Origin of the sequence: Devosia sp. ZB163 (assembly GCF_028613635.1) — a bacterium.
GTDB lineage: Bacteria > Pseudomonadota > Alphaproteobacteria > Rhizobiales > Devosiaceae > Devosia_A.
In genome coordinates, this window is the sequence record NZ_JAQRMY010000002.1 from 133,596 (window position 1) to 157,539 (window position 23,944).

16 protein-coding genes are annotated in these 23,944 nt (G+C 66.3%); 8 read left to right on the plus strand and 8 right to left on the minus strand.

Annotated features, from left to right (window positions below; all coding sequences use genetic code 11):
- Positions 1-80: 80 nt before the first annotated feature.
- A complete protein-coding gene (locus PRN20_RS08915; protein WP_273956953.1) occupies positions 81-2,855 on the plus strand; it encodes a bifunctional [glutamine synthetase] adenylyltransferase/[glutamine synthetase]-adenylyl-L-tyrosine phosphorylase in 2,775 nt (924 codons plus the stop codon).
- Between the two features lie 105 nt (positions 2,856-2,960).
- Here the strand turns inward: PRN20_RS08915 and PRN20_RS08920 are convergent, their stop codons facing one another.
- On the minus strand, positions 2,961-4,211 hold the full coding sequence (locus tag PRN20_RS08920; RefSeq protein ID WP_273956954.1) for a sensor histidine kinase: 1,251 nt from the start codon (positions 4,209-4,211) through the stop codon (positions 2,961-2,963).
- Between the two features lie 511 nt (positions 4,212-4,722).
- Positions 4,723-7,362 carry an aminopeptidase N gene (pepN, locus tag PRN20_RS08925; protein ID WP_273956955.1) on the minus strand — a complete coding sequence of 880 codons (2,640 nt, stop codon included), beginning with the start codon at positions 7,360-7,362 and terminating at the stop codon, positions 4,723-4,725.
- Between the two features lie 308 nt (positions 7,363-7,670).
- On the opposite strand from pepN, the gene PRN20_RS08930 reads away from it, so the two are divergent.
- The 3 genes from PRN20_RS08930 (at position 7,671) to PRN20_RS08940 (ending at position 13,874) form a co-directional block, all read left to right on the plus strand.
- Entirely contained in the window at positions 7,671-9,530 is a 1,860-nt protein-coding gene (locus tag PRN20_RS08930) for an ABC transporter ATP-binding protein (RefSeq protein ID WP_443112563.1), read from the plus strand.
- A gap of 373 nt (positions 9,531-9,903) precedes the next feature.
- Positions 9,904-11,766, plus strand: a complete 1,863-nt coding sequence (locus PRN20_RS08935; RefSeq protein ID WP_273956957.1) for an ABC transporter ATP-binding protein — start codon at positions 9,904-9,906, stop codon at positions 11,764-11,766.
- A 239-nt stretch (positions 11,767-12,005) separates the two neighbouring features.
- Positions 12,006-13,874 carry an ABC transporter ATP-binding protein gene (locus tag PRN20_RS08940; protein ID WP_273956958.1) on the plus strand — a complete coding sequence of 623 codons (1,869 nt, stop codon included), beginning with the start codon at positions 12,006-12,008 and terminating at the stop codon, positions 13,872-13,874.
- 86 nt (positions 13,875-13,960) lie between these two features.
- On the opposite strand, the gene PRN20_RS08945 is transcribed toward PRN20_RS08940, so the two are convergent.
- From PRN20_RS08945 to PRN20_RS22805, 4 genes are all read right to left on the minus strand, one after another.
- On the minus strand, positions 13,961-14,515 hold the full coding sequence (locus PRN20_RS08945; RefSeq protein ID WP_273956959.1) for a TetR/AcrR family transcriptional regulator: 555 nt from the start codon (positions 14,513-14,515) through the stop codon (positions 13,961-13,963).
- Positions 14,499-14,909, minus strand: coding sequence for a DUF4260 family protein (locus PRN20_RS08950; RefSeq protein ID WP_273956960.1), 411 nt, complete (start codon positions 14,907-14,909; stop codon positions 14,499-14,501). The genes PRN20_RS08945 and PRN20_RS08950 overlap by 17 nt, the downstream gene beginning before the upstream one ends.
- 174 nt (positions 14,910-15,083) lie before the next feature.
- Positions 15,084-15,395, minus strand: a complete 312-nt coding sequence (locus PRN20_RS08955) for a YciI family protein (protein WP_273956961.1) — start codon at positions 15,393-15,395, stop codon at positions 15,084-15,086.
- Between the two features lie 33 nt (positions 15,396-15,428).
- Complete coding sequence (locus tag PRN20_RS22805) at positions 15,429-16,175, minus strand: ArsR/SmtB family transcription factor (RefSeq protein ID WP_337956236.1); 747 nt, start codon at positions 16,173-16,175, stop codon at positions 15,429-15,431.
- A 270-nt stretch (positions 16,176-16,445) separates the two neighbouring features.
- On the opposite strand from PRN20_RS22805, the gene PRN20_RS08970 reads away from it, so the two are divergent.
- Positions 16,446-18,938, plus strand: a complete 2,493-nt coding sequence (locus PRN20_RS08970; RefSeq protein ID WP_273956962.1) for a beta-mannosidase — start codon at positions 16,446-16,448, stop codon at positions 18,936-18,938.
- A 151-nt stretch (positions 18,939-19,089) separates the two neighbouring features.
- Here PRN20_RS08970 and PRN20_RS08975 read toward each other — a convergent pair whose 3' ends face one another.
- Complete coding sequence (locus PRN20_RS08975; protein ID WP_273956963.1) at positions 19,090-20,079, minus strand: quinone oxidoreductase family protein; 990 nt, start codon at positions 20,077-20,079, stop codon at positions 19,090-19,092.
- Positions 20,080-20,183: 104 nt separating this feature from the next.
- On the opposite strand from PRN20_RS08975, the gene PRN20_RS08980 reads away from it, so the two are divergent.
- From PRN20_RS08980 to PRN20_RS08990, 3 genes are all read left to right on the plus strand, one after another.
- Positions 20,184-20,561, plus strand: a complete 378-nt coding sequence (locus PRN20_RS08980) for a winged helix-turn-helix transcriptional regulator (RefSeq protein ID WP_273956964.1) — start codon at positions 20,184-20,186, stop codon at positions 20,559-20,561.
- Between the two features lie 167 nt (positions 20,562-20,728).
- Positions 20,729-21,640, plus strand: a complete 912-nt coding sequence (locus PRN20_RS08985) for a DMT family transporter (RefSeq protein ID WP_273956965.1) — start codon at positions 20,729-20,731, stop codon at positions 21,638-21,640.
- On the plus strand, positions 21,641-22,561 hold the full coding sequence (locus PRN20_RS08990) for a DMT family transporter (protein WP_273956966.1): 921 nt from the start codon (positions 21,641-21,643) through the stop codon (positions 22,559-22,561).
- Here the strand turns inward: PRN20_RS08990 and PRN20_RS08995 are convergent.
- Positions 22,558-23,904 (minus strand): Nramp family divalent metal transporter, encoded by a 1,347-nt coding sequence (locus PRN20_RS08995; protein WP_273956968.1) that lies wholly within the window; start codon positions 23,902-23,904, stop codon positions 22,558-22,560. The two genes, PRN20_RS08990 and PRN20_RS08995, sit on opposite strands and share 4 nt — an antisense overlap.
- Positions 23,905-23,944 lie beyond the last annotated feature (40 nt).

Sequence of the window (23,944 nt, forward strand, 5' to 3'; positions counted from 1 at the left end):
GTTTCGACTGGCCGGCGAAGATAGCGGCGCCCATGCCGAATTCCAGTGACTTTTGAGTATGGTGCGCTATCCCTCCACACATGAAAGTCGCGCTCGAAACCCTCCTCGACTCCGCTCCCTACCTCAAGGACCTTGCCGAGCGCCACGCCGACTGGTTCGCCACCACCCGAAGACAGTCCCCCGATGACGCGCTGGCCGCCGTGCTCGACGGCGTCCGACAGGCGGGCGCGTCGTCGGAAAACGAGGACGATATCAGCCGCGAACTGCGAATCGCCAAGGGCAGGGTGGCGCTGCTGGCTGCGGTGTCCGAGGTCGAAGGGCAGTGGACGACGGCGCAATCGACGGCCGCGCTCTCCGATCTCGCCGACGCTGCGCTCGATGCCGGGCTGGAGGTGCTGCTGCGGCTCGCAGCGGCGCGCGGGCTGACCACGAAGACGGCCGCCGACTCCGGGCTGGCCCTGTTCGCGCTGGGCAAGCACGGTGGTCGCGAGCTCAATTATTCGAGCGACATCGACATCGTCGCCTTCTTCGATCCAGACAAGGCCGCGCTGAACGAACGCGGCGAGGAGACCAGGTTCTTCACCCGTATCGTGCAGCGCCTCGCCAACCTGATGCAGGACCGGACGGCCCACGGCTACGTGTTCCGCACCGACCTGCGCCTCAGGCCCGACCCCGGCGCGACGCCGGTGGCGCTCTCGATCGACGCCGCACTCGCCTACTACGAGAGCCGCGGCCAGAACTGGGAGCGTGCCGCCTGGATCAAGGCCCGGCCCTGCGCTGGCGACCGCGAGGTAGGGGAGCGCTTCCTCAAGGAGCTGGCGCCCTATGTCTGGCGCAAGCACCTCGACTTCGCGACCATCGCCGACATCCAGGCGATGAAGCGTCAGATCAATATCACCAAGAACGTCGGTGACGTCCGCGTGGCGGGCCACAACGTCAAGCTCGGGCTCGGCGGCATCCGCGAGATCGAGTTCTTCACCCAGACCCAGCAGCTGATCGCCGGCGGCCGCGACCTGACGCTGCGCGTCCGTCCCACCGCGGTGGCTCTCAGGGCGCTGGCCGAGGCGAACTGGATCTCGAAGCGCGCCGCCGAGGACCTGACGCGCATCTACTGGTTCCTCCGCGCCGTCGAGAACCGGCTGCAGATGCTGCGCGACGAGCAGACCCACGTCATGCCCGAGAGCGACGCGGCCATCGCCACCATCGCTGCCCTCATGGGCATGGATTTGCCAACGTTCGAAACGGTTTACCGGCGCGCGCTGAATCAGGTTGTCGGCTACTACTCCGACCTCTTTGCCGAAGGCGAGAGCCTCGCCGCGACCGGTGGGAACCTCGTCTTCACCGGTTCCGACGACGATCCGGGGACGCTCGAGACCCTGTCCGGCATGGGCTTCCGCGAGCCGTCCAAGGCCATAGCCACGGTGAAGAAGTGGCACTATGGCAGCTATGGCGCGACACGCGCATCTGCCGCGCGCGCCCACCTCACCGAACTGCTGCCGGCGCTGCTCACGACCATCTCGGAAGCCGGTAACCCTGACGACGCGCTGATGCGCTTCGATAACTTCCTGTCGCGCCTGCCCTCGGGCGTGCAGCTCTTCGCCCTGCTGCGCAACCACGAGAACCTGAGGAGCCTGCTCGTCGCGCTGATGGCGTCGGCGCCGCGCATGGCCGATGCAGTCATCCACCGCGCGCACGTCATGGACGGCCTGATCGATCCCGCCTTTGCCGACGACGTGCGGCGCCGCGAGATTCTGCTCGGCAAGATCGAGGCCTTCTTCGCCGACGCCCGCGACTACCAGGAGGTGATCGATCGCGCCCGCATCATCGGGCAGGAGCAGATGTTCCTGATCGCCGCGGGGCTGCTCGCCGGCACGATCGATGCGACGCGGGCAGGGGAGCAGTTCACGACGCTTGCAGAGACGCTGCTGACCAAGCTGTTCGACGCGGTGCGGCGGGAGTTCGAACGCCGGCATGGCGTCGTGCCCGGCGCGCGGGTCGCGCTGCTTGCCTTCGGCAAGATGGCGAGCCGCGAGATGACGGCGCGCTCCGACCTCGATTTCATCATGCTCTACGACCTCGGCGCCGCCGACGAGTCCGACGGCGAAAAGCCTTTGGCGGCAAGCCAGTACTACGCCCGGCTCACCCAACGCCTTCTCGCCGCGATCAGCGCCCCGACCTCCGAAGGCGTGCTCTACGAGGCCGACATGCGGCTCAGGCCCTCCGGCAACGCGGGGCCGCTCGCCACCAGCCTCAAGGGCTTCGTGCAGTATCACCACGAGAGCGCCTGGACCTGGGAGCACCTGGCCCTCACGCGCGCCCGCGTCATCTACGCCGATGGCGAACTGGGTTACGAGGTCGATGCCGCCGTGGCCGAGATTCTCAGCCGCCCGCGCGATGTGGGAAAGACCATCGACGATGTTGTCTCGATGCGCACCCTGATGGCCAAGGAGCGCCCGCCGCGGCACCAGTTCGACCTCAAGCTGGCAGCCGGCGGGCTGGTGGACCTCGAGTTCATCGCCCAGTCTGCCCAGCTGGTGGCCGGCGACACGGTGGCCGCGCCCCAGGCGACGACCGGCCTGGTGCTGCGCCGGCTGGGCGAGACCGGGCTGGTGCCCGAAGGCATTCGCCTCGCCGAGATCCTCGGGCTCTACTCCACCGTGCTGCAGGTCATGAGCGCGGCCCTCGCCGACCCGTTCCAGGACCAGGGCTGGACCCCGGCCTTCCGCGAACTGCTGGCGCAGCGGACCAACACGCCGAACTTCGAGCGGCTGGCGTCCGACGTGCGCGAGATGGAGGGCGAGGTGAGCGCGGCGGCCGACGCTTGGTATGCGCACGCGAGGACGTTGGGGAACTGACGGCAGCCCCGTGCCGAGAAGGAGGCGTGGCCGGGTTCGCCTGGTGGCCGCGATCACCGGAGTGATCCGCATCGCCACTCCGTCACGCGCACGGTCGGACCGCCCCTAGGCCGCCCTCGCCTCTTCCTGCACCAGCAGCGGCAGGCTGATCGCTACCGTCGTGCCCAACCCCTGGCGGCTGTCGATGGCGAGATGACCGCCGCTGAGCTCGGCAATGGCGCGGGCGATGGCGATGCCGAGCCCCGCGCCGTCACGGTCGCGGGTGAGGGCGGCGTCGCCGAAGACGAAGGGCTGGGAGAGGGTGGCGAGGCGTTCGGCGCTCATGCCGATGCCGGTGTCGGTGATCTCGAGGACGACGCCGTCAGCGGCGGCATAGGCCGCCAGCGTTACCTTGCCGCCGCGCGGGGTGAAGCGCACCGCGTTCTCGACGAGGTTCGAAACCATGCGCTCGAGCGCGAAGCGGTCGGCGTTGAGCAGCGCGTTGCACGGGCCGGCGAGCCCGAAGGTGACGCCGGCGTGCTGGGCCTGGCCGGTATAGCGGCGGAACACGCCGACCAGCAGCTCATCGGCGGTGAAGCGGTCGTGGCGGAGTTCACGCCGGCCGCCCTCGAGCTCGGCGAGTTCGAGGATCGAGCCGAAGAAGCCGAGCAGGCGCTCGCCCGAGGTCTTCACCGCCTCGACATAGCTCAGGTACTTGGCGTCGCCGAGCGGCCCGAAGGGCTGCTGGCGCAGCATGTCGGCAAAGCCGATGATGTGGTTGAGCGGCGTGCGGATGTCGTGGCTGAGATGGGCGAGGAAGCTGGTCTTGGACCGGCTCGCCGCCTCGGCGCGGAGCTTTTCCTCGTGGTAGCGCCGGGCCAGCAGGCGCTGTTCCTCGCGGATATTGGTGAGCAGCTGTGTCGTGCGCCGGCTCTCGGTCACATCCATGACCAGCGTGACGAAGCCGGAGCCTTCGAGCGGACGCTCCTCGATGAGCAGCGTCGAGCCGTCCTCGCGGTGCAGTTCGAGCAGCCGGTTCTCCCAGTCCTCGCGCACCGATTGCATGTAGCCGCCCTGGGCGAGCGTCTTGACCACTTCGTGGTAGGCCGAGCCCGGCTCGATCGACGCCACGCGCAGCCGGTCGGCGAAGCGCGTGTTGCTCGCGATCAGGCGCGCGTCGGCGCCCCAGCATGCGACGCCGAAGGGCAGGGTCTCGATGAGCGCGGCATAGCCGGCGGTCGCATCGCGACCCGTGAGACGGAAGAGAAGCCGCTCCAGCACGCCGACCACAGTGCGGCGCAGCCAGCTGCGACGCATCATGGAATCAGGCGCGCGGAATCGCTTCGCCTCGTCGCCGGATTGCTCCGTCGGCCGCATCAAGTTCTCCGCCTATGTGATTGGGACGACCCAGTGATTGCCCAGTGGGGGGACTTTGAATCTGCTTCGCTGTCACTGTCCAGAGGGGGCTCCGAGGGCAGCGACGGCAGAGCGCCAATTCATGAGTCGGCTGAATCACTTAGCCGGAGAAGAAAAATTCTTCTAACGGTAAGCTTCCGTTAACCACGTTGCCGCGGGGCTTGGAATTCGCCGCCGGCGGGGTCCGCAGTTGACGACCGAAAGGGTCGAGCGCGTGGCCTCCCCCCACCCTGTCCCTCCCCCGCAAGGGGGGAGGTGACCTGCGCTCGCAAGCGATCGTCCCGCACACACGGAGTCGGTGGTGGCGTCTCCCTCCCCCTTGCGGGGAGGGGACAGGGGTGGGGGGAGCCTCTCGCGCCATTCTGGCCCCACCCACGGGGTCATTCCCGCGAACGCGGGAACCTCTATTCTCGAGCGGGCAGCCAACGGCGGTCCCCACTTTCGCGGAGACGACACCGCTTGCCTGCCTGCCTCAGCCCGCCAGCGTCCTCTCCAGGATGTCGGCCGTGTTGCGGCTGAGCGAACCTGCGTCGTGCAGCGCCTTCAGCGCCTTCTCGGCTTCGGCCCTGCGACCCGGCTCGTAGCTGCGCCACACCCGGAAGGCGGTGAGGACGCGCGCCGCGACCTGCGGGTTGCGCTTGTCGACATCGCCCACGAACTCGGCGAGGAACCGGAAGCCCGCCCCGTCGGCCCGCGCGAACTGCGTCGGGTTGTTCATGCCGAAGGTCGCCATGAGCGCGCGCAGCCGGTTCGGGTTGTTCTGCGGGAAGTCGGGCGCCGCGAGGATTGCCCTCACGCGGTCGACGACACCATCGTCCGGCGCGCCGGCATTGAGCGCCAGCCACTTGTCGAGCACCAGCGGATCGGCCGTGTACATGGTGCGGAAGTCGCCGAGCAGGGCCTGCGCATCCGCCGTCCACGAGTGCACCGAGATCGACAGCGCCGACAGCCGATCGGTCATGTTGAGCGCGCGCTCGTACTGCTCGCGCGCCAGCTTGTCGGCTCCGGATGCGCCGCCCTGTACCAGCAGGGACAGTGCCGTGTTCTTCATCGAACGTCGGCCCGTCTGCTGGAAATCCGGCGAGTAGGCGAGGCGGCTGTCGTTGGTGAGGTAGATCTTCTCCAGCGTCGGCGCGAGGCGGGCGACGAGCGCCGTGATCAGCTCGCCCCGCACGGCATGGACGCGGTCGGGATCGACATCGTGCTCGATCGTGCGCGCCACGCTCTGCTCGTTCGGCGGGCTCATCGCCAGCGCCTTGTAGGCAGCGTCGAGTTCCTTGGAGTTGAGCGTCTCCTCGAGCGCCTCGGCGAGCGCGCCGACCTGTGCGTCGGTCCACGCCGTCCCGCGGAAGGCGCCCACCATCAGCTTCATCGCCACGTCCTGCAGCGCCTGCCAGCGGTTGAACGGGTCGCTGTCGTGGCGGGCGAGGAAGAGCTGGTCGGCCTCGGTTGCGTTGGTGGTGAGCGTCACCGGCGCCGAGAAGCCGCGCAGCAGCGACGGCACCGGCTTGTTGGGGATGCCGGTGAAGGTGACGGTCGCGCTGGCCCGGTCGAGCACGATCATCTCGTCCCGCACCTCGGCACCGGCCACCGAAGCCCAGCTCATCGGGCTGCCATTGGGGCCGATGAGGCCGAACTTGATCGGCAGGACGAGCGGTTGCTTTTCCGGCTGGCCCGGCGTCGGCGGGTTGGTCTGGGTCAGCTCGAGCGTATAGGTCTGGCTGGCCGGGTCGTAGCTGTCCCTGACGTCGAGCTCGGGCGTGCCGGCCTGCAGGTACCACTGCTGGAAGTGCTGCAGGTTCTGCCCCGAGCTGTCCTCGAACACCTTGATGAAGGCTTCGATGGTCGTCGCCTCGCCGTCATGGCGCTCGAAATAGAGGTCCATGCCACGGCGGAAGCCGGCCTCGCCGAGCAGCGTCGCCAGCATGCGGACAACCTCGGCGCCCTTCTCGTAGATGGTCGCCGTGTAGAAGTTGTTGATCTCCTTGTAGCGGTCCGGGCGCGGCGGATGGGCGAGGGGGCCGCCATCCTCGGGGAACTGCGTCTGGCGCAGCTGGCGCACGTCCTCGATGCGGTTCACCGGCCGCGAACGCTCGTCCATCGAGAATTCCTGGTCGCGGTAAACCGTCAGCCCTTCCTTGAGGCAGAGCTGGAACCAGTCGCGGCAAGTGATCCTGTCGCCGGTCCAATTGTGGAAGTACTCGTGCGCGATGACGCTCTCGATGTTGATGTAGTCGGCATCGGTCGCGGTCTCGGGCTTGGCGAACACCAGCTTGTCGTTGAAGATGTTGAGGCCCTTGTTCTCCATCGCGCCGAAGTTGAAATCGGAGACGGCGACGATGTTGAAGATGTCGAGGTCGTACTCGCGGCCGAAGCGGCGCTCGTCCCAGGCCATGGAGCGCTTGAGCGAGTCCATGGCGTAGAGGCACTCGCTCTCCTTGCCGTGCGTGCAGTAGATGCCGAGCGCCACCTTGCGGCCGGACGCCGTGGTGAACTCGTCATGGATCGAGCCGAGATCGCCGGCCACCATGGCAAAGAGGTAGGCCGGCTTGGGGAAGGGGTCCTCCCACACGGCATAGTGCTGGTCATTGCCCACGGTGCCCTGCTCGACGAGGTTGCCATTCGAGAGCAGCACCGGCGCGAGCTTGCGGTCGGCCGTCATCCGCACCTTGAAGGGAGCGAGGACGTCGGGCCGGTCGTAATAATAGGTGATGCGGCGGAAGCCCTCGGGCTCGCACTGCGTGCACCAGGTGCCGCTGGAGCGGTAGAAACCCATCAGCCGCAGGTTCTTCTCGGGCTCGACCGCAACCTCGGTCTCGAGCACGAAGCGCTTGTTCGGCGGCTGGTGGACCACGAGGCCGGTGGCCGTCGTTTCGTAGGCGGTAAGCGCCAGCGGCAGGCCGTCGATGGCGATCGAGCGCAGCGTCAGTTCCTCGCCGTCGAGGACGAGGGGCGTGCCCGGCGCAGTCGCTGCCCGCGGGGTAAGGGTCAGGAAAGCGCGGATCGTCGAAGTATCGGGCGCGATGCGGACATCGAGCTCAACCTGCTCCACCACATAAGGGGTCTCGGCGTAATCCTTGAGGAAGATGGTCTCTTCGTTCTCGCCACGCATCAATTGCTCCGCAACATCAACTCGTTAACCAACTGTGGCGCACCCGCAACAGCCGAATCCCAGCCTTAGTGTATTCTGTGCGGCTGACAACCAGCCATTTTGGACACGATCCCAGCCGAATTCGGCAGTAGTGGGATCGGCGCCAGGCAGGCCGCCAGCGCGCACCGCCGACGGGTCATCAACCCGTCGAGTGCGCAATCCAGAATGATAATGAGGGATACCCCTCGATTGGCAAGAGCCGCTTGACCTCAACAGTGGTTGAGGTCGTAGCCGTGCCGCCGTCGAGCGTGGATGAGGAGACGGTCGTGATTGATCCTGTGTTCAAGTGGTTCGAGAGCCGGCTGAACCCCTATCCGGTGGGCGAGCCGGAGCAGCCGCCCAAAGGGCTGCTGGCCTTTTGCCTGCACTATTCCAAGGGCGCCAAGCGCTGGCTGATCGCCATGGCAGTCCTCGGCGCGGCCATCGCCATAGGCGAGATCGCGCTGTTCGGCTTCATGGGTTCGCTGGTCGATTGGCTCAGTACCGCCGACAAGGCGACGTTCCTCGAGACGGAAGGCTGGAAGCTCGGGCTCATGGCCTTGTTCCTCCTCGTGCTCCTGCCGGCGCTGCAGATCATCGACACGCACATCATCCACCAGACGCTGATCGGCAACTTCCCGCAGCGCATCCGCTGGATGGCGCACCGGTACCTGCTGCGCCAGTCGATGAGCTACTTCCAGGACGAGTTCGCCGGCCGCATCGGCGCCAAGCTGATGCAGACCGCTCTCGCCGTGCGCGAAGTGGTGATGAAGCTGCTCGACGTGACGATATTCGTGGTCGTCTACTTCGCCGGCGCCGTGGTGCTGGCGGCGATGAGCGACATCTGGCTCGCCGTGCCCTTCGTCGTCTGGCTCGTCGCCTATGTCGCGCTGCTCTACCGCTACGTGCCGCAGCTCGGGAAGATCTCCGAGGCGCAGGCCGACGCGCGCTCGCTGATGACCGGCCGCATCGTCGACAGCTACACCAACATCGCGACGGTGAAGCTGTTCTCGCACTCGCGCCGCGAGGAAGCCTATGCGCACGAGGCCATGGACCAGTTCATGGGCACCGTGCACCAGCAGATGCGGTTGATCGCCTTCCTCCAGATCATCATCCCGCTGATGAACAACCTGCTGCTGTTCGCGGTGGTGGCCGTGGGCATCAACCAGTGGATCTTCGCCGGCATGACCCCGGGCGCCATCGCCGTGGCGGCCGCACTGGTGCTGCGCTTCCAGGGCATGAGCCAGTGGGTGATGTGGGAGATGTCGGCGCTGTTCGAGAACATCGGCATCGTGCGTGACGGCATCAACTCGATCTCGCTGCCGCGCGTCGTCGCCGACCAGCCGGGCGCCAAGCCGCTCGGCCCGGTGAAGGGCGACGTGCGCTTCGACGATGTCGGCTTCCACTACGGCAAGGCGTCGGGCGTCATCGACCACCTCAACCTCGAGATCAAGCCGGGCGAGAAGATCGGTCTCGTCGGGCGGTCCGGTGCGGGCAAGTCGACCATCGTCAACCTGCTGCTGCGGTTCTACGACCGCGAGAGCGGCGTGATCAGCATCGACGGCACCGATATCGCCACCGTGCAGCAGGATACGCTGCGCGAGCAGATCGGCGTCGTGACGCAGGACACCTCGCTCCTGCACCGCTCTGTGCGCGAGAACATCCTCTACGGCCGCCCCGACGCGACCGAGGAGGAGATGCTCGCCGCCGCGCGCCTGGCCGAGGCCGACACGTTCATCGACGGGCTGGTCGATCACAAGGGCCGCAAGGGCTACGACGCCCATGTCGGCGAGCGCGGCGTCAAGCTCTCTGGCGGGCAGCGGCAGCGTATCGCCATCGCCCGGGTGCTGCTGAAGAACGCGCCGATCCTCGTGCTGGACGAAGCGACCTCGGCCCTCGATAGCGAGGTCGAGGCCGCGATCCAGGGCCAGCTGCAGCTCCTGATGCGCAACAAGACCGTGATCGCCATCGCGCACCGGCTTTCGACCATCGCCATGATGGACCGGCTGGTCGTGCTGGAGCACGGCAAGATCGTCGAGCAGGGCACCCACGCCGAACTGATCGCGCTCGGTGGCGTCTACGCCAAGCTCTGGGCCCGCCAGTCCGGCGGCTTCATCGAGATGGACGCACAGGAGGAGGCGGCTGAGTGATGCTTTCGTCTCCGGGCTTTCAGTCGGGATGCCTTCTCCCCTTGTGGGAGAAGTTGCCCGCAGGGCGGATGAGGGGTGTCTCCCGGCACCCACCGTCGCTCGTCGCTACGCTTCGATCGCGCAACCTTCGGTCGCGAGACCCCTCATCCGGCCTTCGGCCACCTTCTCCCACAGGGGGAGAAGGCGCCTAGCCGCGACCTACCGACCAACAACTTCAACCACCCTGAGGAGGGACAAATGGATACACCCAACAGACTCATCGCAATCAGCGCGGGCCCCAACGCCAGCCGTTCCAAAGTGAAGCGAAAACAATCTGATAGAGCCCTGACCTGACTCTGATAGTCGGATATCGGGCTCGGAATATGAGTTCAAAATGCTCAACCGAGTCATTGCCTGGTTCGATGCCCGCTACTCTCCGGTAGCGCTGGCCAAGGACACCCAGCCCCCGATGGGGGTCACCAAGTTTACTATGTACTTCGTCAACCAGTTCCGCGGCGCGTTCCTGCTCCGCATGGTGCTGGTCGCCATCGGCTCCATTGCCGATGCGATGATGCCGATCTTCGTCGGCGTCGTGGTCGGGCTGCTCGCCACCACCCCGCCGGGGCAGATGTTCGAGCTGCACTGGCAGACCTTCCTCTGGATGATCCTCGTGATCGCCGTGGTCCGCCCGATCACCTTCCTGCTCGATACGCTGGTGCGTAACCACTCGATCGTGCCCAACCTCGTCGACATCGTCCGCTGGCAGAGCCATTGGCACGTCATCCGGCAGACCTGGAGCTACTTCCAGAACGATTTCGCCGGACGCATCGCCAACAAGATCATGCAGGCAGGGGAGTCGATCGAGGCCTCGGTCAACATGACCATCGACGCGGTGTGGTACGCGGGCATCTTCGTCATCGTCGCGGTGGTGGTGCTCGCGCGTCTCGACTGGGTGCTGCTGGTGCCGATCGGCATCTGGCTGGTGCTCTATGGCATCCTGTTCACCATCGTCATGCCGATGATTGCCCGGCACTCCGAGGAACTCTCGGAAGCCAAGTCCGTCATGACCGGCCGCGTCGTCGACAGCTACACCAACATCCATACGCTGAAGACGTTCTCGACCGACGGGCACGAGGACGCCTACGTGGCGGACTCGGTGAAGGACCACGCCATCGAGTTCCGCAAGCTCATGCGCGTGTTCACCTACATGTGGTCGACGCTGTTCATGCTCAACGCGGGCCTGGTGATCTCGATCGGCTGGATCGCGCTGGCCAGCTGGAACGCCGGAACGCTGAACGCCGCCGCGGTGGCGACGGCAATCCCGTTCGCGCTGCAGATCATGAACATGAGCGGCTGGATCCTCGACGTCGGCTCCAACATCTTCCGCCAGATCGGCACCACGCGGGACTCGATGATCACCATCGCCCAGCCGATCACCATGCTCGACAAGCCCGAAGCCAAGCACCTGGTGGTGAAGGAGGGCGGCATCGTCTTCGACAACGTCACCTTCAACTACTGGCGCGGCAAGGAAGGCACCGTGATGGAGGGGTTCAACCTCGACATCAAGCCGGGCGAGAAGGTGGGTCTGGTCGGCCGCTCGGGCGCCGGCAAGTCGACGCTGGTCAACCTGATGCTGCGTCTGTTCGACGTGGAATCGGGCTCGATCCGCATCGACGGGCAGGACGTTCGCGACGTCACGCAGGAAAGCGTGCGCGCCGCGATCGGCCTCGTCAGCCAGGACACCTCGCTGCTGCACCGCTCGGTGCGCGAGAACATCAAGTACGGCCGCCAGACGGCGTCCGACGAAGACATGATCCGCGCCGCCGAGCAGGCGAAGGTTGCCGAGGTGATTGCCGGGCTGGTCGATCCGAAGGAACGGCGGGGCTACGACGCCCATGTCGGCGAACGGGGCGTCAAGCTCTCGGGCGGGCAGCGCCAGCGCGTCGCCATCGCCCGCGTGCTCTTGAAGAACGCCCCGATCCTGGTGCTCGACGAAGCGACCTCGGCCCTCGACAGCGAAGTCGAGGCGGCGATCCAGGATCAACTGGTGTCGCTGATGCAGGGCAAGACGGTGATCGCCATCGCCCACCGCCTCTCGACCATCGCCGCGATGGATCGCCTGGTGGTGCTCGAGAAGGGTCGCATCGTCGAGGAGGGCACCCACGCCCAGCTGCTCGCCAGCGGCGGGCACTATGCCCAGCTCTGGGAACGCCAGTCCGGCGGCTTCCTCGACATGAAGTCCGAGACTGCGGAGTAAGGCACCGCATAACCCTCCCCCTCGCGGGGAGGGTAGCGAAGCTGAGCCTGGCGCAGCCAGGTCGTAGCGCAGCTAGGGTGGGGGGAGCAGGACGCACAGAGCGTGTGGCTCCCCCCACCCTTGATCCCTCCCCGCAACGGGGGAGGGAGACGATGTGGCACCCCCATTGCCCAACCTTGACCCGATTTCACGTTCACTTCGTTAGAACTCAAGCTATTGAGTGTTCGACGGGAACACCAATGAAGCTCCTCGAGCCCATCCACCGCTTCTTCGAGACCTGGATCGATCCGTTCGGAAAAACCGGTGATCTCCGGCCGCCGGCGGTGACGTGGCAGTTCTTCTGGTTCTACATTTCGCAGGCCAAGCTCGCGTTCCTGGCCCTCCTGGTACTGGGCGGGCTGGTGGCGCTGGTCGAGGCGGCGCTGTTCTACTATGTCGGCCGCCTCGTCGACATTCTCGACAGTTCCAGCCAGGCCGAGGGTTGGCCCGGGCTGATCGCCGGGTACGGGCCGGAGCTGGTCTGGATGCTGGTCGTGACCCTGGGCATCCGCTTCGTCATCACCTGGTTGTCGGCCACGGTGGAAGAGCAGACGGTCAATCTCGGCTTCTATAACCTGGTGCGCTGGCAGGCCTACGCGCATGTCATCCGCCAGAACCTCACCTTCTTCCAGAACGACTTCGCCGGCTCGATCGCTTCCAAGGTCTGGCAGTCGGGCGGGGCAGTGGGCGACTTCATGGTCAGCCTGCTGCAGGTGGTGTGGTTCATCGGCATCTACACGGTGACCACCATCGTGCTGGTCGGCCAGCTCGACTGGCGGCTGGCGGCGGCGGTGATCCTGTGGGTGGCGGCTTTCGCGGTGCTGGCGCGCTACTACGTGCCGCGCATGCGAAGATACTCGGCGGGCGCGGCGGAGCAGGCCTCGGTGCTGACCGGCCGCATCGTCGACAGCTTCGCCAACATCCAGACGCTGAAACTGTTCGGCACCGCCGAGGCGGACGACAGGTTCGTCAAGTCCGGCTTCGAGACCTTTATCGCCGCGCTGACCAAGCTGGCGCGGACGCTGGTCGGCGTGCGCACGGCGATGGGCATGCTGTCGGGCGTCGCCATCGCCGGCATCGCCGCGCTGGCCGTGAACCTGTGGACCGAGGGGCTGATCAGCGTCGGCGGGGTGGCCTTCACCACCGGCCTGGTGCTCCGGCTCTACAACCTGCTCGGCCGGCTGATGAACCAGCTCAACGGCCTGATGCGCAACTACGGCACCGCGCAGAACTCGGCCGAACTGATCGCCCGGCCGCTCGGGCTCGTCGATGCGCCCGATGCAAAACCGCTGGTGGTGACCAAGGCGGCGATCTCGTTCGACCACGTGAAGTTCAAATACGACAACGCCTTGCCGGTGATCGATGACCTCGAGCTTCAGATCAAGCCAGGTGAACGGGTCGGGCTCATCGGTCGTTCCGGCGCCGGCAAGTCGACCATCGTCAACCTGCTGCTGCGCTTCTACGACGTGCAGGGCGGCACCATTTCGATCGATGGGCAGGACATCGCGAAGGTCACCCAGGAATCGTTGCGCGCCAATATCGGCGTCGTGACGCAGGATACCTCGCTCTTGCACCGCTCGATCCGCGCCAACCTCACCTACGGCCGGCCCGATGCCACCGACGACGAGATGTTCGCCGCGGCGGCCTCGGCCGAGGCGGACGATTTCATCGAGCAGCTGATCGACCAGAAGGGCCGCACTGCTTACGACGCCTTCGTCGGCGAGCGCGGCGTGAAGCTGTCGGGCGGCCAGCGCCAGCGCGTGGCGATTGCCCGGGTGCTGCTGAAGAACGCCCCGATCCTCGTGCTCGACGAGGCGACCTCGGCGCTCGACAGCGAGGTCGAGGCGGCAATCCAGGGCCAGCTCAAGACGCTGATGGAGGGCAAGACCGTGCTTGCCATCGCCCACCGGCTCTCGACCATCGCCGAGATGGATCGGCTGATCGTACTCGACAAAGGCAGGATCATAGAAGAAGGCACGCACGCGCAGCTGCTGAAGCAGGGCGGGGTGTATGCGACGCTGTGGGCGCGGCAGTCCGGCGGATTCCTCGATGCCGAGGCGGCGGAGTAGGCCGGGAACGACGGGTGCAGCCCGTAGACCTTGCTCACCACGGCTCCCCGAGATGGACGGCGTAGTCCCCTAGGTCGGTCGCGCGCTCATACCCCGGCGAGGATCGTCTCCAGCCCCGTCTCGAACGCTTCCTCGATATCGCCGCCGAGGTTGAAGGCGCTGCCGATCTCCATGATCACGAAGCCATGGAGGAACGGCACGAGGGTGCGCGAAACCGGCAGGATGCGCTGCTCGGCGATCCCTGCGGCGCGCAGTTCCTCGAACAGCGGCTGGGCTGAGTAGAGGCACGCCTCCCGGATTTCCGGATCGATGAACGCGTTGCCCGAGTAGATCACCCTGTAGCGGTTGGGCGCCGTCGTCCCGAACCGGCGGTAGGCGCGCGCCATCGCCTTGAGGCGAGACTTGTGGTCCGCCCCTTTCGTCTCGCGCCGCAGATGCGCCTCGAGTTCGTGCAGCACATCGATTTCCACCGCCTTGAGCAGCGCGGATCGATCGACGAAGTGCTTGTAGAGCGACGGCGGCTTGATGCCGGCGCGCTGCGCCACCGCTCCCACCGTCAATGCGTCGGGCCCGGAAGCTTCGACGAGCTCCCGGGCGATGGCTGCAAGCGCCGCTTGCGAGGTCTTAGCCGGCGTTGGCAAGCTTCTTCGCCTTCCCGATCAGGCCCAGATGCGTCTGGTGGTCGAAGCCCGGATACTTGAGTCCGTAGCCGAGCGCACGGTCCATGCCGATATGCGCGGCCCAGATGAGCCCGACCTCGACGAGCCAGTGGACACCACCGAACCAGCCGATCGCGCCCAGCACCGCCGGCACGGCATAGGTGTGCGCGAGATTGTAGATCCTGGCCCCGGTCCTCTCCCCGGCCGCGAAGCCGAAGAACGAGAGATCGGGCGCGAGCAGCAGCAGGGCGAAAAGCCACCAGTTGCCGCCGATGAACCAGTAGGCGGTAACCGCCGCGGCAAGGCCGGCGAGGCCCTCGAGGCGGAGTATCCGGATGACGGATCTGGGCGCGAAGCCCGGAAGGACAGCAGGCATGATATGCGTCTCAATGGCTAATTCATGTAGCCATGATAGCTATATACATTAGCTATAAGAGTCAAGCCGACTAACCTCGGCCGTCATCCCGCCTTTGCGGGAATGACGCCCCGGTAAGCTGGGGGCAAAGGGTGGAGCGAGGCGGCGCCGGCACCTGGCCGGCGCCGCGAGGCACTACATCGGCATCAGTTCGGCGACTTCGACCGAGCCGCCGGCCGCGTAGATCGGGCAGCCACGGGCAAGCGAGATCGCGTCGTCGAGGCTCTTGGCCTCGAGGATGGAGTATCCGGTCAGGGCATTGCCGTTGGTGCTGGCCACGCGGCCGTCGGCGGCAATAGTCTTGCTCGGCCCGGCCGGGTTGCCCATGTCGGCGACGGCGCCGCCCATGTCCTTGTACCAGGCGATCCACTTGGCCATCGCCTTGGCGCCTTCTTCGGGGGTGGCGGGGGCAGTGCCGCCATGAAAGCCCAGGATGTACTTGGTCACGATGATGTTCCCTGTTTTGCCGCTGCTTGCTGGTTACATGCTGGTCGGCAGGTTCAGCGGTTTGCCTGTCTCGAGCAGCGTCTTGAGACCCGCGACGACCACCGGCCAGCCCGTGTCGATCCCGGCATTGGCCTTCTCGTAGTCGTGGTGGGTGATGGTGAACTTGACGACCTCGCCCATCGGCTCGATCGCGAAGGTGACGAGGGTCGGCTGCGAGTTCTCGGCCCAGCTCGGAATGAAGGTCGAGACGATCTTCCTGAGCGGCTCGATCTCGATCACTTCGCCGTCGAGCATCACCTGGCCGTCGCCAACGAGGTACCGGAAGGCGCCGCCGCGCTTGAGGTCGGTGTCGATGCGCGCGCCGTAATAGTACTGCGCGGTCAGCTCGGGCTTGGTGAGCGCATCCCACAGCGCCTCGGGCGTGGTCCGGATGTAGGTCTCGAGCACGAAGTTCGGTTTGTCGGCCATCGGTACTGAACTCTCCAGCTGGTTCTTCAGATCGAGTGCGAAGCGTGCGAACGGCTTCTGGTACGGCGCGATCCAGCGATCGGCGACTTCCTGGATCGGGGCAGCGTTGAGGTAGTGGTACTTGAACCGCCCTTCCTTGCGGCTCGTCACCAGCATCGCCTCTTCGAGCACCTTGAGGTGCTTCATCACCCCGAACCGCGTCATCCCGAGCCCGCTTTCGAGCTCGGTCAGCGTCTGTCCGGCCTTGTCGCGCAGGCTGTCGAGCAGCTGCCTTCGGGTCGGATCGGCCAGGGCTTTGAAGACGGCATCCACGAGGCACAGAATAGGTGACCAAATAGTCACATGTCAAGAGGTGCGGGATCGATCGTCGCTGTCATGGTTCCTGACCGTGCCCAGTGCTCGGTGTCATCCCTGCGAAAGCAGGGACCCATTTCCCCGCTCGCGCTGGCGGTAGGTTGGGTCCCAGCTTTCGCTGGGATGACATCGGGGCAGCATCTTGGCAGCTGGAATGGCAGCGGCTACAGAGTCGACGGCCGGGCCTGCAATCGATTGCGCCGGGCACCGAGCGGAGGACTCCCCAACATGGCCAAGACCAAGACTGCGGCAGCGCCCGCAGCGTCCGGCTACAGCGAACTCAACCTGGCCGGCCAGTTCCAGCTGACTTCGCCAAAATCGAAGATCAAGGCGCCGATCGCGCTCCCGGGCGACGTGCACACCGCACTCCTCGATGCCAGGGAAATCCCCGATCCGTATTTCGGCCAGAACGAAGTCGACGTCATGTGGGTCAACAAGACCCCGTGGACGGTGGAGCGGAAGTTCGATGCCACGGCCGCCGACATCGATGGCTACCTGACGCTCACGCTCGAGAACGTCGACACCATCGCCACGGTGATCCTCAACGGCGAGACGATCGCCGAAACGCAGAACCAGTTCATCCGCTACGACATCGACGTCACCGGCAAGGTGAGGGCCGGCACCAACACGCTGCGCATCGAGTTCGCCGTGACCCGAGACGTGGCCAAGGCCCGTTCGGATGCGCACCCGTTCCCGATCCCGTTCACCTACAACTACCTCTCGAACGGCCTCGAAGGCGTGCACATGAATTTCGTGCGCAAGGCCGCCTGCCACGCCGGCTGGGACTGGGGCATCTGCCTGATGCCGACCGGCGTCTACGGCCGGATGGCCATCCGCCGCTCACGCCTCGCCCGCCAGGAAAGCGTCACCGTCGAGCAGGCGCATGGCAGGAAGTCGGTCGAACTCTCGATCACGACTCGGGTTTTCGCCTTCGCCGAGGGCTCGGTCGAGCTGATGCACGAGATCGACGGCCAGAAGCTCGCCGACAAGGTGGTGGTGCGTCCCGGCGAGAACGTCTTCACCCACAACGTCACCATCAGGAACCCGAAACTGTGGTGGCCGAACGGGCAGGGCGAGCAGCCGCTCTATGAGCTCTGGACCACGCTCGACGGCGAAGTGACCAAGCGCAAGCTCGGGTTGCGGAAGCTCGAGTGGCTGGTCGAGAAGGATGAGATCGACCACACCTTCAAGGTGCGGATCAACGGCCGCGACATCTCGATGTTCGGCGCCAACTGGATCCCCGCCGACGCCATCCCCTCGCGCATCACCCCTGACACCGTTCGCGACCTGCTCGAGAGCGCCAGGGCGGTGAACATGAACATGCTGCGCATCTGGGGCGGCGGGCAGTATGAGCCGGACTATTTCTACGAGATGTGCGACGAGCTCGGCATCCTCATCTGGCACGACTTCATGTTCGCCTGCATGAGCTACCCGAGCGACCGGGCCTTCCTCGCCGACGTGCGCACCGAGATCACCCAGCAGATCCGCCGCCTCAGCCACCACGCCTCGATTGCGCTGTGGTGCGGGGACAACGAGGTGATCGGCTCGCTCCACTGGTACCCCGAGACCAAGGCGGCGCCCGAGCGCTACGTCGCCAATTACGACCGGCTGAACTCGATGCTCGGCTACATCGTCGAGGACGAGGACCCCTCGCGCCGCTTCTGGCCGTCCTCGCCGTCGCTCGGCTACATGGACTATTCCGACGGCTGGCTGTCGGATACGCGCGGCGACACGCACTACTGGAGCGTCTGGCACTCGGCCAAGGATTTCTCGGCCTATCGCGACGTGAACCCGCGCTTCGCCTCCGAGTTCGGCTTCCAGAGCTTCACCTCGATGAACGTCATCGAGACCTTCACCACCCCGGCCGACCGCAACCCGACCTCGCCGGTGATGGAGGCGCACCAGCGCAACACCGGCGGCAACTCGCGCATCCTCGAAACGATGACGCGCTACTTCCGCTTCCCCTCCGGCTTCGAGAACATGGTGTTCCTCAGCCAGATCCAGCAGGGCCTCGCCATCAAGACCGCCATCGAATACTGGCGCTCCACCAAGCCGCGCTGCATGGGCACGCTCTACTGGCAGATCAACGACGTCTACCCGGTCGCCAGCTGGTCGAGCCTCGATTACGGCGGGCAGTGGAAGCTGCTGCACTACATGGCGAAGCGCTTCTACAACCCCATCAATGTCGTCGCCGTGCCGGATGGCGACACCATCCTCCTCAAGGCCATCAACGATACCGCCGAGAAGGCTGAAATCGCTGTCGAAGTCCAGGCGGTCGATGCCAACGGCAAGGCCCGGGTCATCGCCACTGCCAAGGCGAAGACCAACCCGGACAAGGCGGTGGTCGCCACCAAGGTAAGCCTCGCGGACCTGCAGCCCAACGAGTTCCTGTTCTTCAGCTGGACCGCCGAGGACGGCAAGCTCCTGGGCGAGAACGACTATTTCCCCAAGGCCTACAAGGCCTACGACCTGGCCGAAGCCAGGGTGAAGGCAAGCTGGTCGGGCGGCGACAAGGCCCCGGTGCTGACGCTGACCTCGGACCAGCCGGCCGTGTTCGTCACGGCCACGGTGGATGTGCCGGGGTATTTCTCCGACAACGCGGTGACGCTGCTGCCGGGGCGTGAGGTGAAGCTGACCTTCACCCCGCGCAAGGGCGCGACGGTGACGAAGGATGCGTTGGCAGGAAGCCTCAAGGTCGGGCATCTGCGGCAGACTTACTGAGACACACTGATAGAGACGGCCCCCTCCCGGCCTCCCCCATGAAGGGGGAGGTGAAGAGTAGAGGCTACGTCTTCGATCCCGCCCAGTGAGCCGGCGGGGCACCTCCCCCTTCATGGGGGAGGATGGGAGGGGGCCGTCTGCCAGCAGTTGGCTACGGCACCAGCACGATCTTCCCCACCGACCCCCGGCTTTCGATCAGCCGATGCGCCTCCGCGGCATCCGCCAGCGCAAACCGGTGCCCGATATCGACACTTAGCCACCCGTCCGCCACGGCCCCGAACAGCCGCCCATACGACGCCGCGAGCGCCGGTCCGCGGCGCGCCGGATCCCCCAGCAGCGACCACAGCGAGAATCCCGCAATGGTCTGCGCCGCCGCCGTAACCCCGGCCATCTCCGCCGGACCGAAGCTCGGATAAACCCCGCTGGCGCCGCCATAGACAGCGTATCGCCCCTCGGGTGCGAGAAGCGGCAGGCTCGCAGCCGTGATCTCGCCTCCTGCCGCATCGAAGACCACATCGTAGGGGCCGGGCGCCTCGGCAGCCCAATCCGCCTCCCCGGACACCGCCACCCGATCCGCCCCCGCCGCGAGCGCTGCGTCGCGCTTGGCCGCACGACCCACCGTGCCGACGATCCGCGCCACACCCGCCAACCGCGCCAACCGCACCAGCAACTGCCCGACGCCGCCTGCCGCCGAATGCACCAGCACCGACTTCCCCGCGACCGGATTGCGCGCCAGCAGCTGCTCCGCCGTCAGCCCCTGCACGGCCAGCGCCACCGCCGCATCGAACGACACCGCATCGGGCAGCCTGAACGCCACGTCGGCCGAAATCGCCACGAACTCCGCATAGCCGCCATCGAGCCGCGGCTCGGCGAAGATCGCGCCGAGCACCCGGTCGCCGACCGTCAGCCCGCTGACCCCGTCACCCACCGCCGCCACCGTCCCGGCCACCTCGCCGCCGGGCACGAAGGGCATCGGCAGCTCCAGCCCCGAGCGACCGGATCGGATGATCGCGTCGCCGAGGTTGAGCCCGATGGCTTCCACCTTGATCAGCACCTGGCCCGGCCCAGCCACCGGCGTCGGCACCTCGCTGAGCCGCAGCTCCTCGGGACCGCCGAAGCGCGAAATCGAAACAACCTTCATGGGAAATCTCCTTGCCGAAGGCATCCCTTGTTCCGATATCGTCTTCTGCCCGCTACAGACTTTCTGGTGTCATACGCACCGCCGGGTGTGCTTGGAGCAACGCGATGAACCGCCTCTCGACCTGGCCCCTCGAACGCACCCTGCAGATCATCGGCGGGCGCTGGAAACTCTACATCCTGTTCCACGTCCTGGCCGGCCCGCAGCGCCTCTCGCAGCTGCAGCGCGGCATCCCCGGCATCTCGCAGAAGGTGCTGGTGCAGCAGCTGCGCGAGATGGAGGAGCACGGGCTGATCACCCGCAAGGTGTTCGCCTCCGCCCCGCCGCATGTCGAATACAGCGCCACCGACCTTGGCCTGTCGCTGGCGCCGCTGATGGACACGCTGCAGAACTGGGGCATCCGGCACGCCAAGGCCACCGGCGACCACGGCCGCATGGTCTATTGCGACGGCTTCGCGGCCGAGAACCGCGCGGTGACGGCCTGAGGCGTCCGGCGTCACTTTGACCGCGATGCCGGCGCGGCGGGCACCGCGCGCCAGCCAAACTTTAGTCCAAGCGAACGCATTGTTGCCGCCGCGGCATTGACAGTCCGGCGCAGTGCGCCCTTTGGTGCCCCGATGCCGCATCCCTCAGCGGCCCTTCGGACCAGCCCATGACTTCCACCATCGCCCCCGTCGAGGAGCGCCGCAATTTCGGCATTGGCCTGCTGCTGTTCAGCCAGCTGTTCTTCGCCACGCTGGATACCTCGGCCAAGTACCTCGCCTTCATCGGGCTGCCGCTGACGCAGATCGTCTTCGTGCGCTACGCCATCCATGTGGCTCTGGCCATCGCGCTGTTCCTGCCGCTGCAGCGCGGACTGTTCGTGACGCGCAACTGGAAGCTGCAGCTGCTGCGCGGGCTGTGCCTGCTCGGGGTGACGGCGGCCAACTTTCTCGCCATGCGCTTCCTGCCGCTGACCGTGACGGGCGCGCTGATGTTCACCATGCCCCTGATGGTGACGGCGCTGTCCGGTCCGTTCCTCGGCGAACACATCGGCTGGCGCCGCTGGGCGGCAGTCGGCGCCGGCTTCGTCGGCATCCTGATCATCGTGCGGCCCGGCACCGAGGCCTTCCATCCAGCCTCGCTGCTCTGCCTCGCCGGTGCGCTGTCGGCGGCGTTCTATTCGATCATCACGCGCAAGCTCGCGGGCGTCGACTCGGCGGCGACCCAGCAGGTCTATTCCGGCCTCATCGCGCTCGTCTGCATCACCCCATTCGCCTTCAACGACTGGGTGTGGCCGACCGAGGGGGCAGGGTGGTTCGCCTTCGTCGCCATCGGCGTTGCCGGCATGATCGCGCACCAGCTCAACACCATCGCGCACCGCTACGCGCCGCCCTCGACGCTGGCGCCGTTCAGCTACACCGAGCTGCTGCTGCTGGCGCTGGCCAGCTGGCTGATCTTCAACGAGCCGCCCGACGCCTGGTTCTACCTCGGCGCCCCCATCATCATGGGCTCGGGCATCTACATCTGGTTCCGCGAGCGCCAGCTGCGCCGGCCGACCACCATCGAACCCGTGGAGGACTGAGTGGCCTCCACGGTCAAGCCGATCGAGGATCGTCGCCTGCTCGGCATCGGCATGATGCTGGTGGGCTACCTCTGCTACACCATCATCGACAGCTGCGCGAAGCTGCTGAGCCAGTCGGGCCTGCCCACCATGGAAGTGGTGTTCGTGCGCTATGCCGGCCAGTTCATCCTGGTGCTGGCGATCTTCCTTCCGCGCGAGGGCCTGCGCAACCTGACGGCGACGCGCAGCCTGCCGCTCGAGGTCGCGCGCGGCCTCTGCCTCCTCGGCTCCACCGTCTTCAACTTCATGGCCATCACCTTCCTGCCGCTCACGGTGACCTCGGCCATCTCGTTCACGATGCCGCTGATCCTGTGCGCGCTCTCCATCCCCATGCTCGGCGAAACCGTCGGCTGGCGGCGCTGGACCGCGATTGCGGTCGGCTTCATCGGCGTGCTGATCATCGTGCAGCCGGGTACCGAGGCCTTCCATCCGGCGGTGATCCTCTCGATCATCACCGCCGTGTTCAGCGCGCTCTACAACTTGCTGACGCGCAAGCTCGCGGGCGTGGATTCGACCACCACGCAGCAGTTCTGGGCCGCCGCCGTGGCGACGCTCTGCATCGCGCCATTCTCCCTGGGCGACTGGACCTGGCCGCACGAGATCGTCGGCTGGTCGGCCTTCATCGGCATCGGCGTCGCGGCGCTGATCGGGCACCTGTTCATCACGACGGCGCACCGCTACGCCCCGGCCTCGGTGCTGGCGCCGTTCGGCTACCTGCAGATCATCTTCATGACTGCGTCGAGCTGGTTCATCTTCCAGCAGCCGCCCGACATGTGGCTCTTCGTCGGTGCGCCCATCGTCATCGGCTCGGGCCTCTACATCTGGCTGCGCGAGCGCCAGCTGTCGAAGACGATCGTGACCGAGGTGACGGTCGAGGACTAGAAGAGGCTCCCCGCGAAGTCGAACAGCAGCTTCACGTTCAGCGCCGCGATCACGAGGGCAACCACGCCGGCGAGGATGATCAGCCAAAGCGGCGCGACGAGTGCGCCCATCTTCTTCCTGTCGGCGGTGAACATCACCAGCGGGAACACCGCAAAGCTCAGTTGCAGGCTCAGGACCACCTGGGTGAGGATCAGCAGCTCGGCAGTCCCCTTCTCGCCGGCCCAGATGGTCACGCCCGCCGCGGGGATGATGGCGATGGCCCGGGTGATGAGACGCCTCAGCCAGGGCGGCAGCCGGATGTTGAGGAAGCCCTCCATCACGATCTGCCCGGCCAGCGTCGCCGTCACCGTCGAGTTGATCCCGCAGCACAGCAGCGCGATGCCGAACAGGGTTGGCGCGATGGCGAGCCCGAGCAGCGGGGCGAGCAGGGTGTGCGCCTCACCCAGTTCGGCGACATCGGTATGGCCGGTGGCGTTGAAGGTCGAGGCCGCGAGGATGAGGATCGAGGCATTGATCAACAGGGCGAACATCAGCGCCACCGTCGAGTCGATGGTCGCGAACTTCAGCGCCTCGCGCTTCTCGGGCAGCGTCTCGCCATAGGCCCGGGTCTGCACGATGCCCGAGTGGAGGTACAGGTTGTGCGGCATCACGGTGGCGCCGAGGATGCCGAGCGCCAGGTAGAGCATCTCGGGGTTCGTGACGATCTCGGTCGTGGGCGCGAAGCCGCGGATCACCTCGCCCCAGTTGGGATCCGCCAGCGCGATCTGGATGCCGAAGCACACCGCGATGACGCCGAGCAGCGTGATCACCAGCGCCTCGACCCAGCGGAAACCGACCCGCTGCAGGTAGAGGATGAGGAACACGTCGAGCGCCGTGATGATCACGCCCAGCTCGAGCGGAATGCCGAAGATCAGGTTGAGGCCGATCGCCGTGCCGATGACCTCGGCGATGTCGGTTGCGATGATCGCGATCTCGGCCAACAGCCACAGCACCCATGCGACGGGACGCGGAAACGCATCGCGGCAGGCCTGCGCGAGGTCCCGGCCCGAGGCGATGGCAAGTCGCGCGCATAGCGATTGCAGGATGATCGCCATGACGTTGGAGACCAGCGCGACGACCAGCAGCGTGTAGCCGAACTTCGAGCCGCCGGCGAGCGAGGTGGCCCAGTTGCCCGGATCCATGTAGCCCACGGCGACGAGGTAGCCGGGTCCGACAAAGGCGAAGGCCCGCCGCAGGAAAGTCCCCGACGTTGCCACCGCGATGGTGCGGTGGACGTCGGCAAGGGAGGCCTCGCCACGGCTGCGTCGCCAACCGCCGAACAGTTCGCTGGAACCCATGTCCATCGTGCTACCCGCCTTGAAGGCGGCCCTGCTGTTGCGAGGA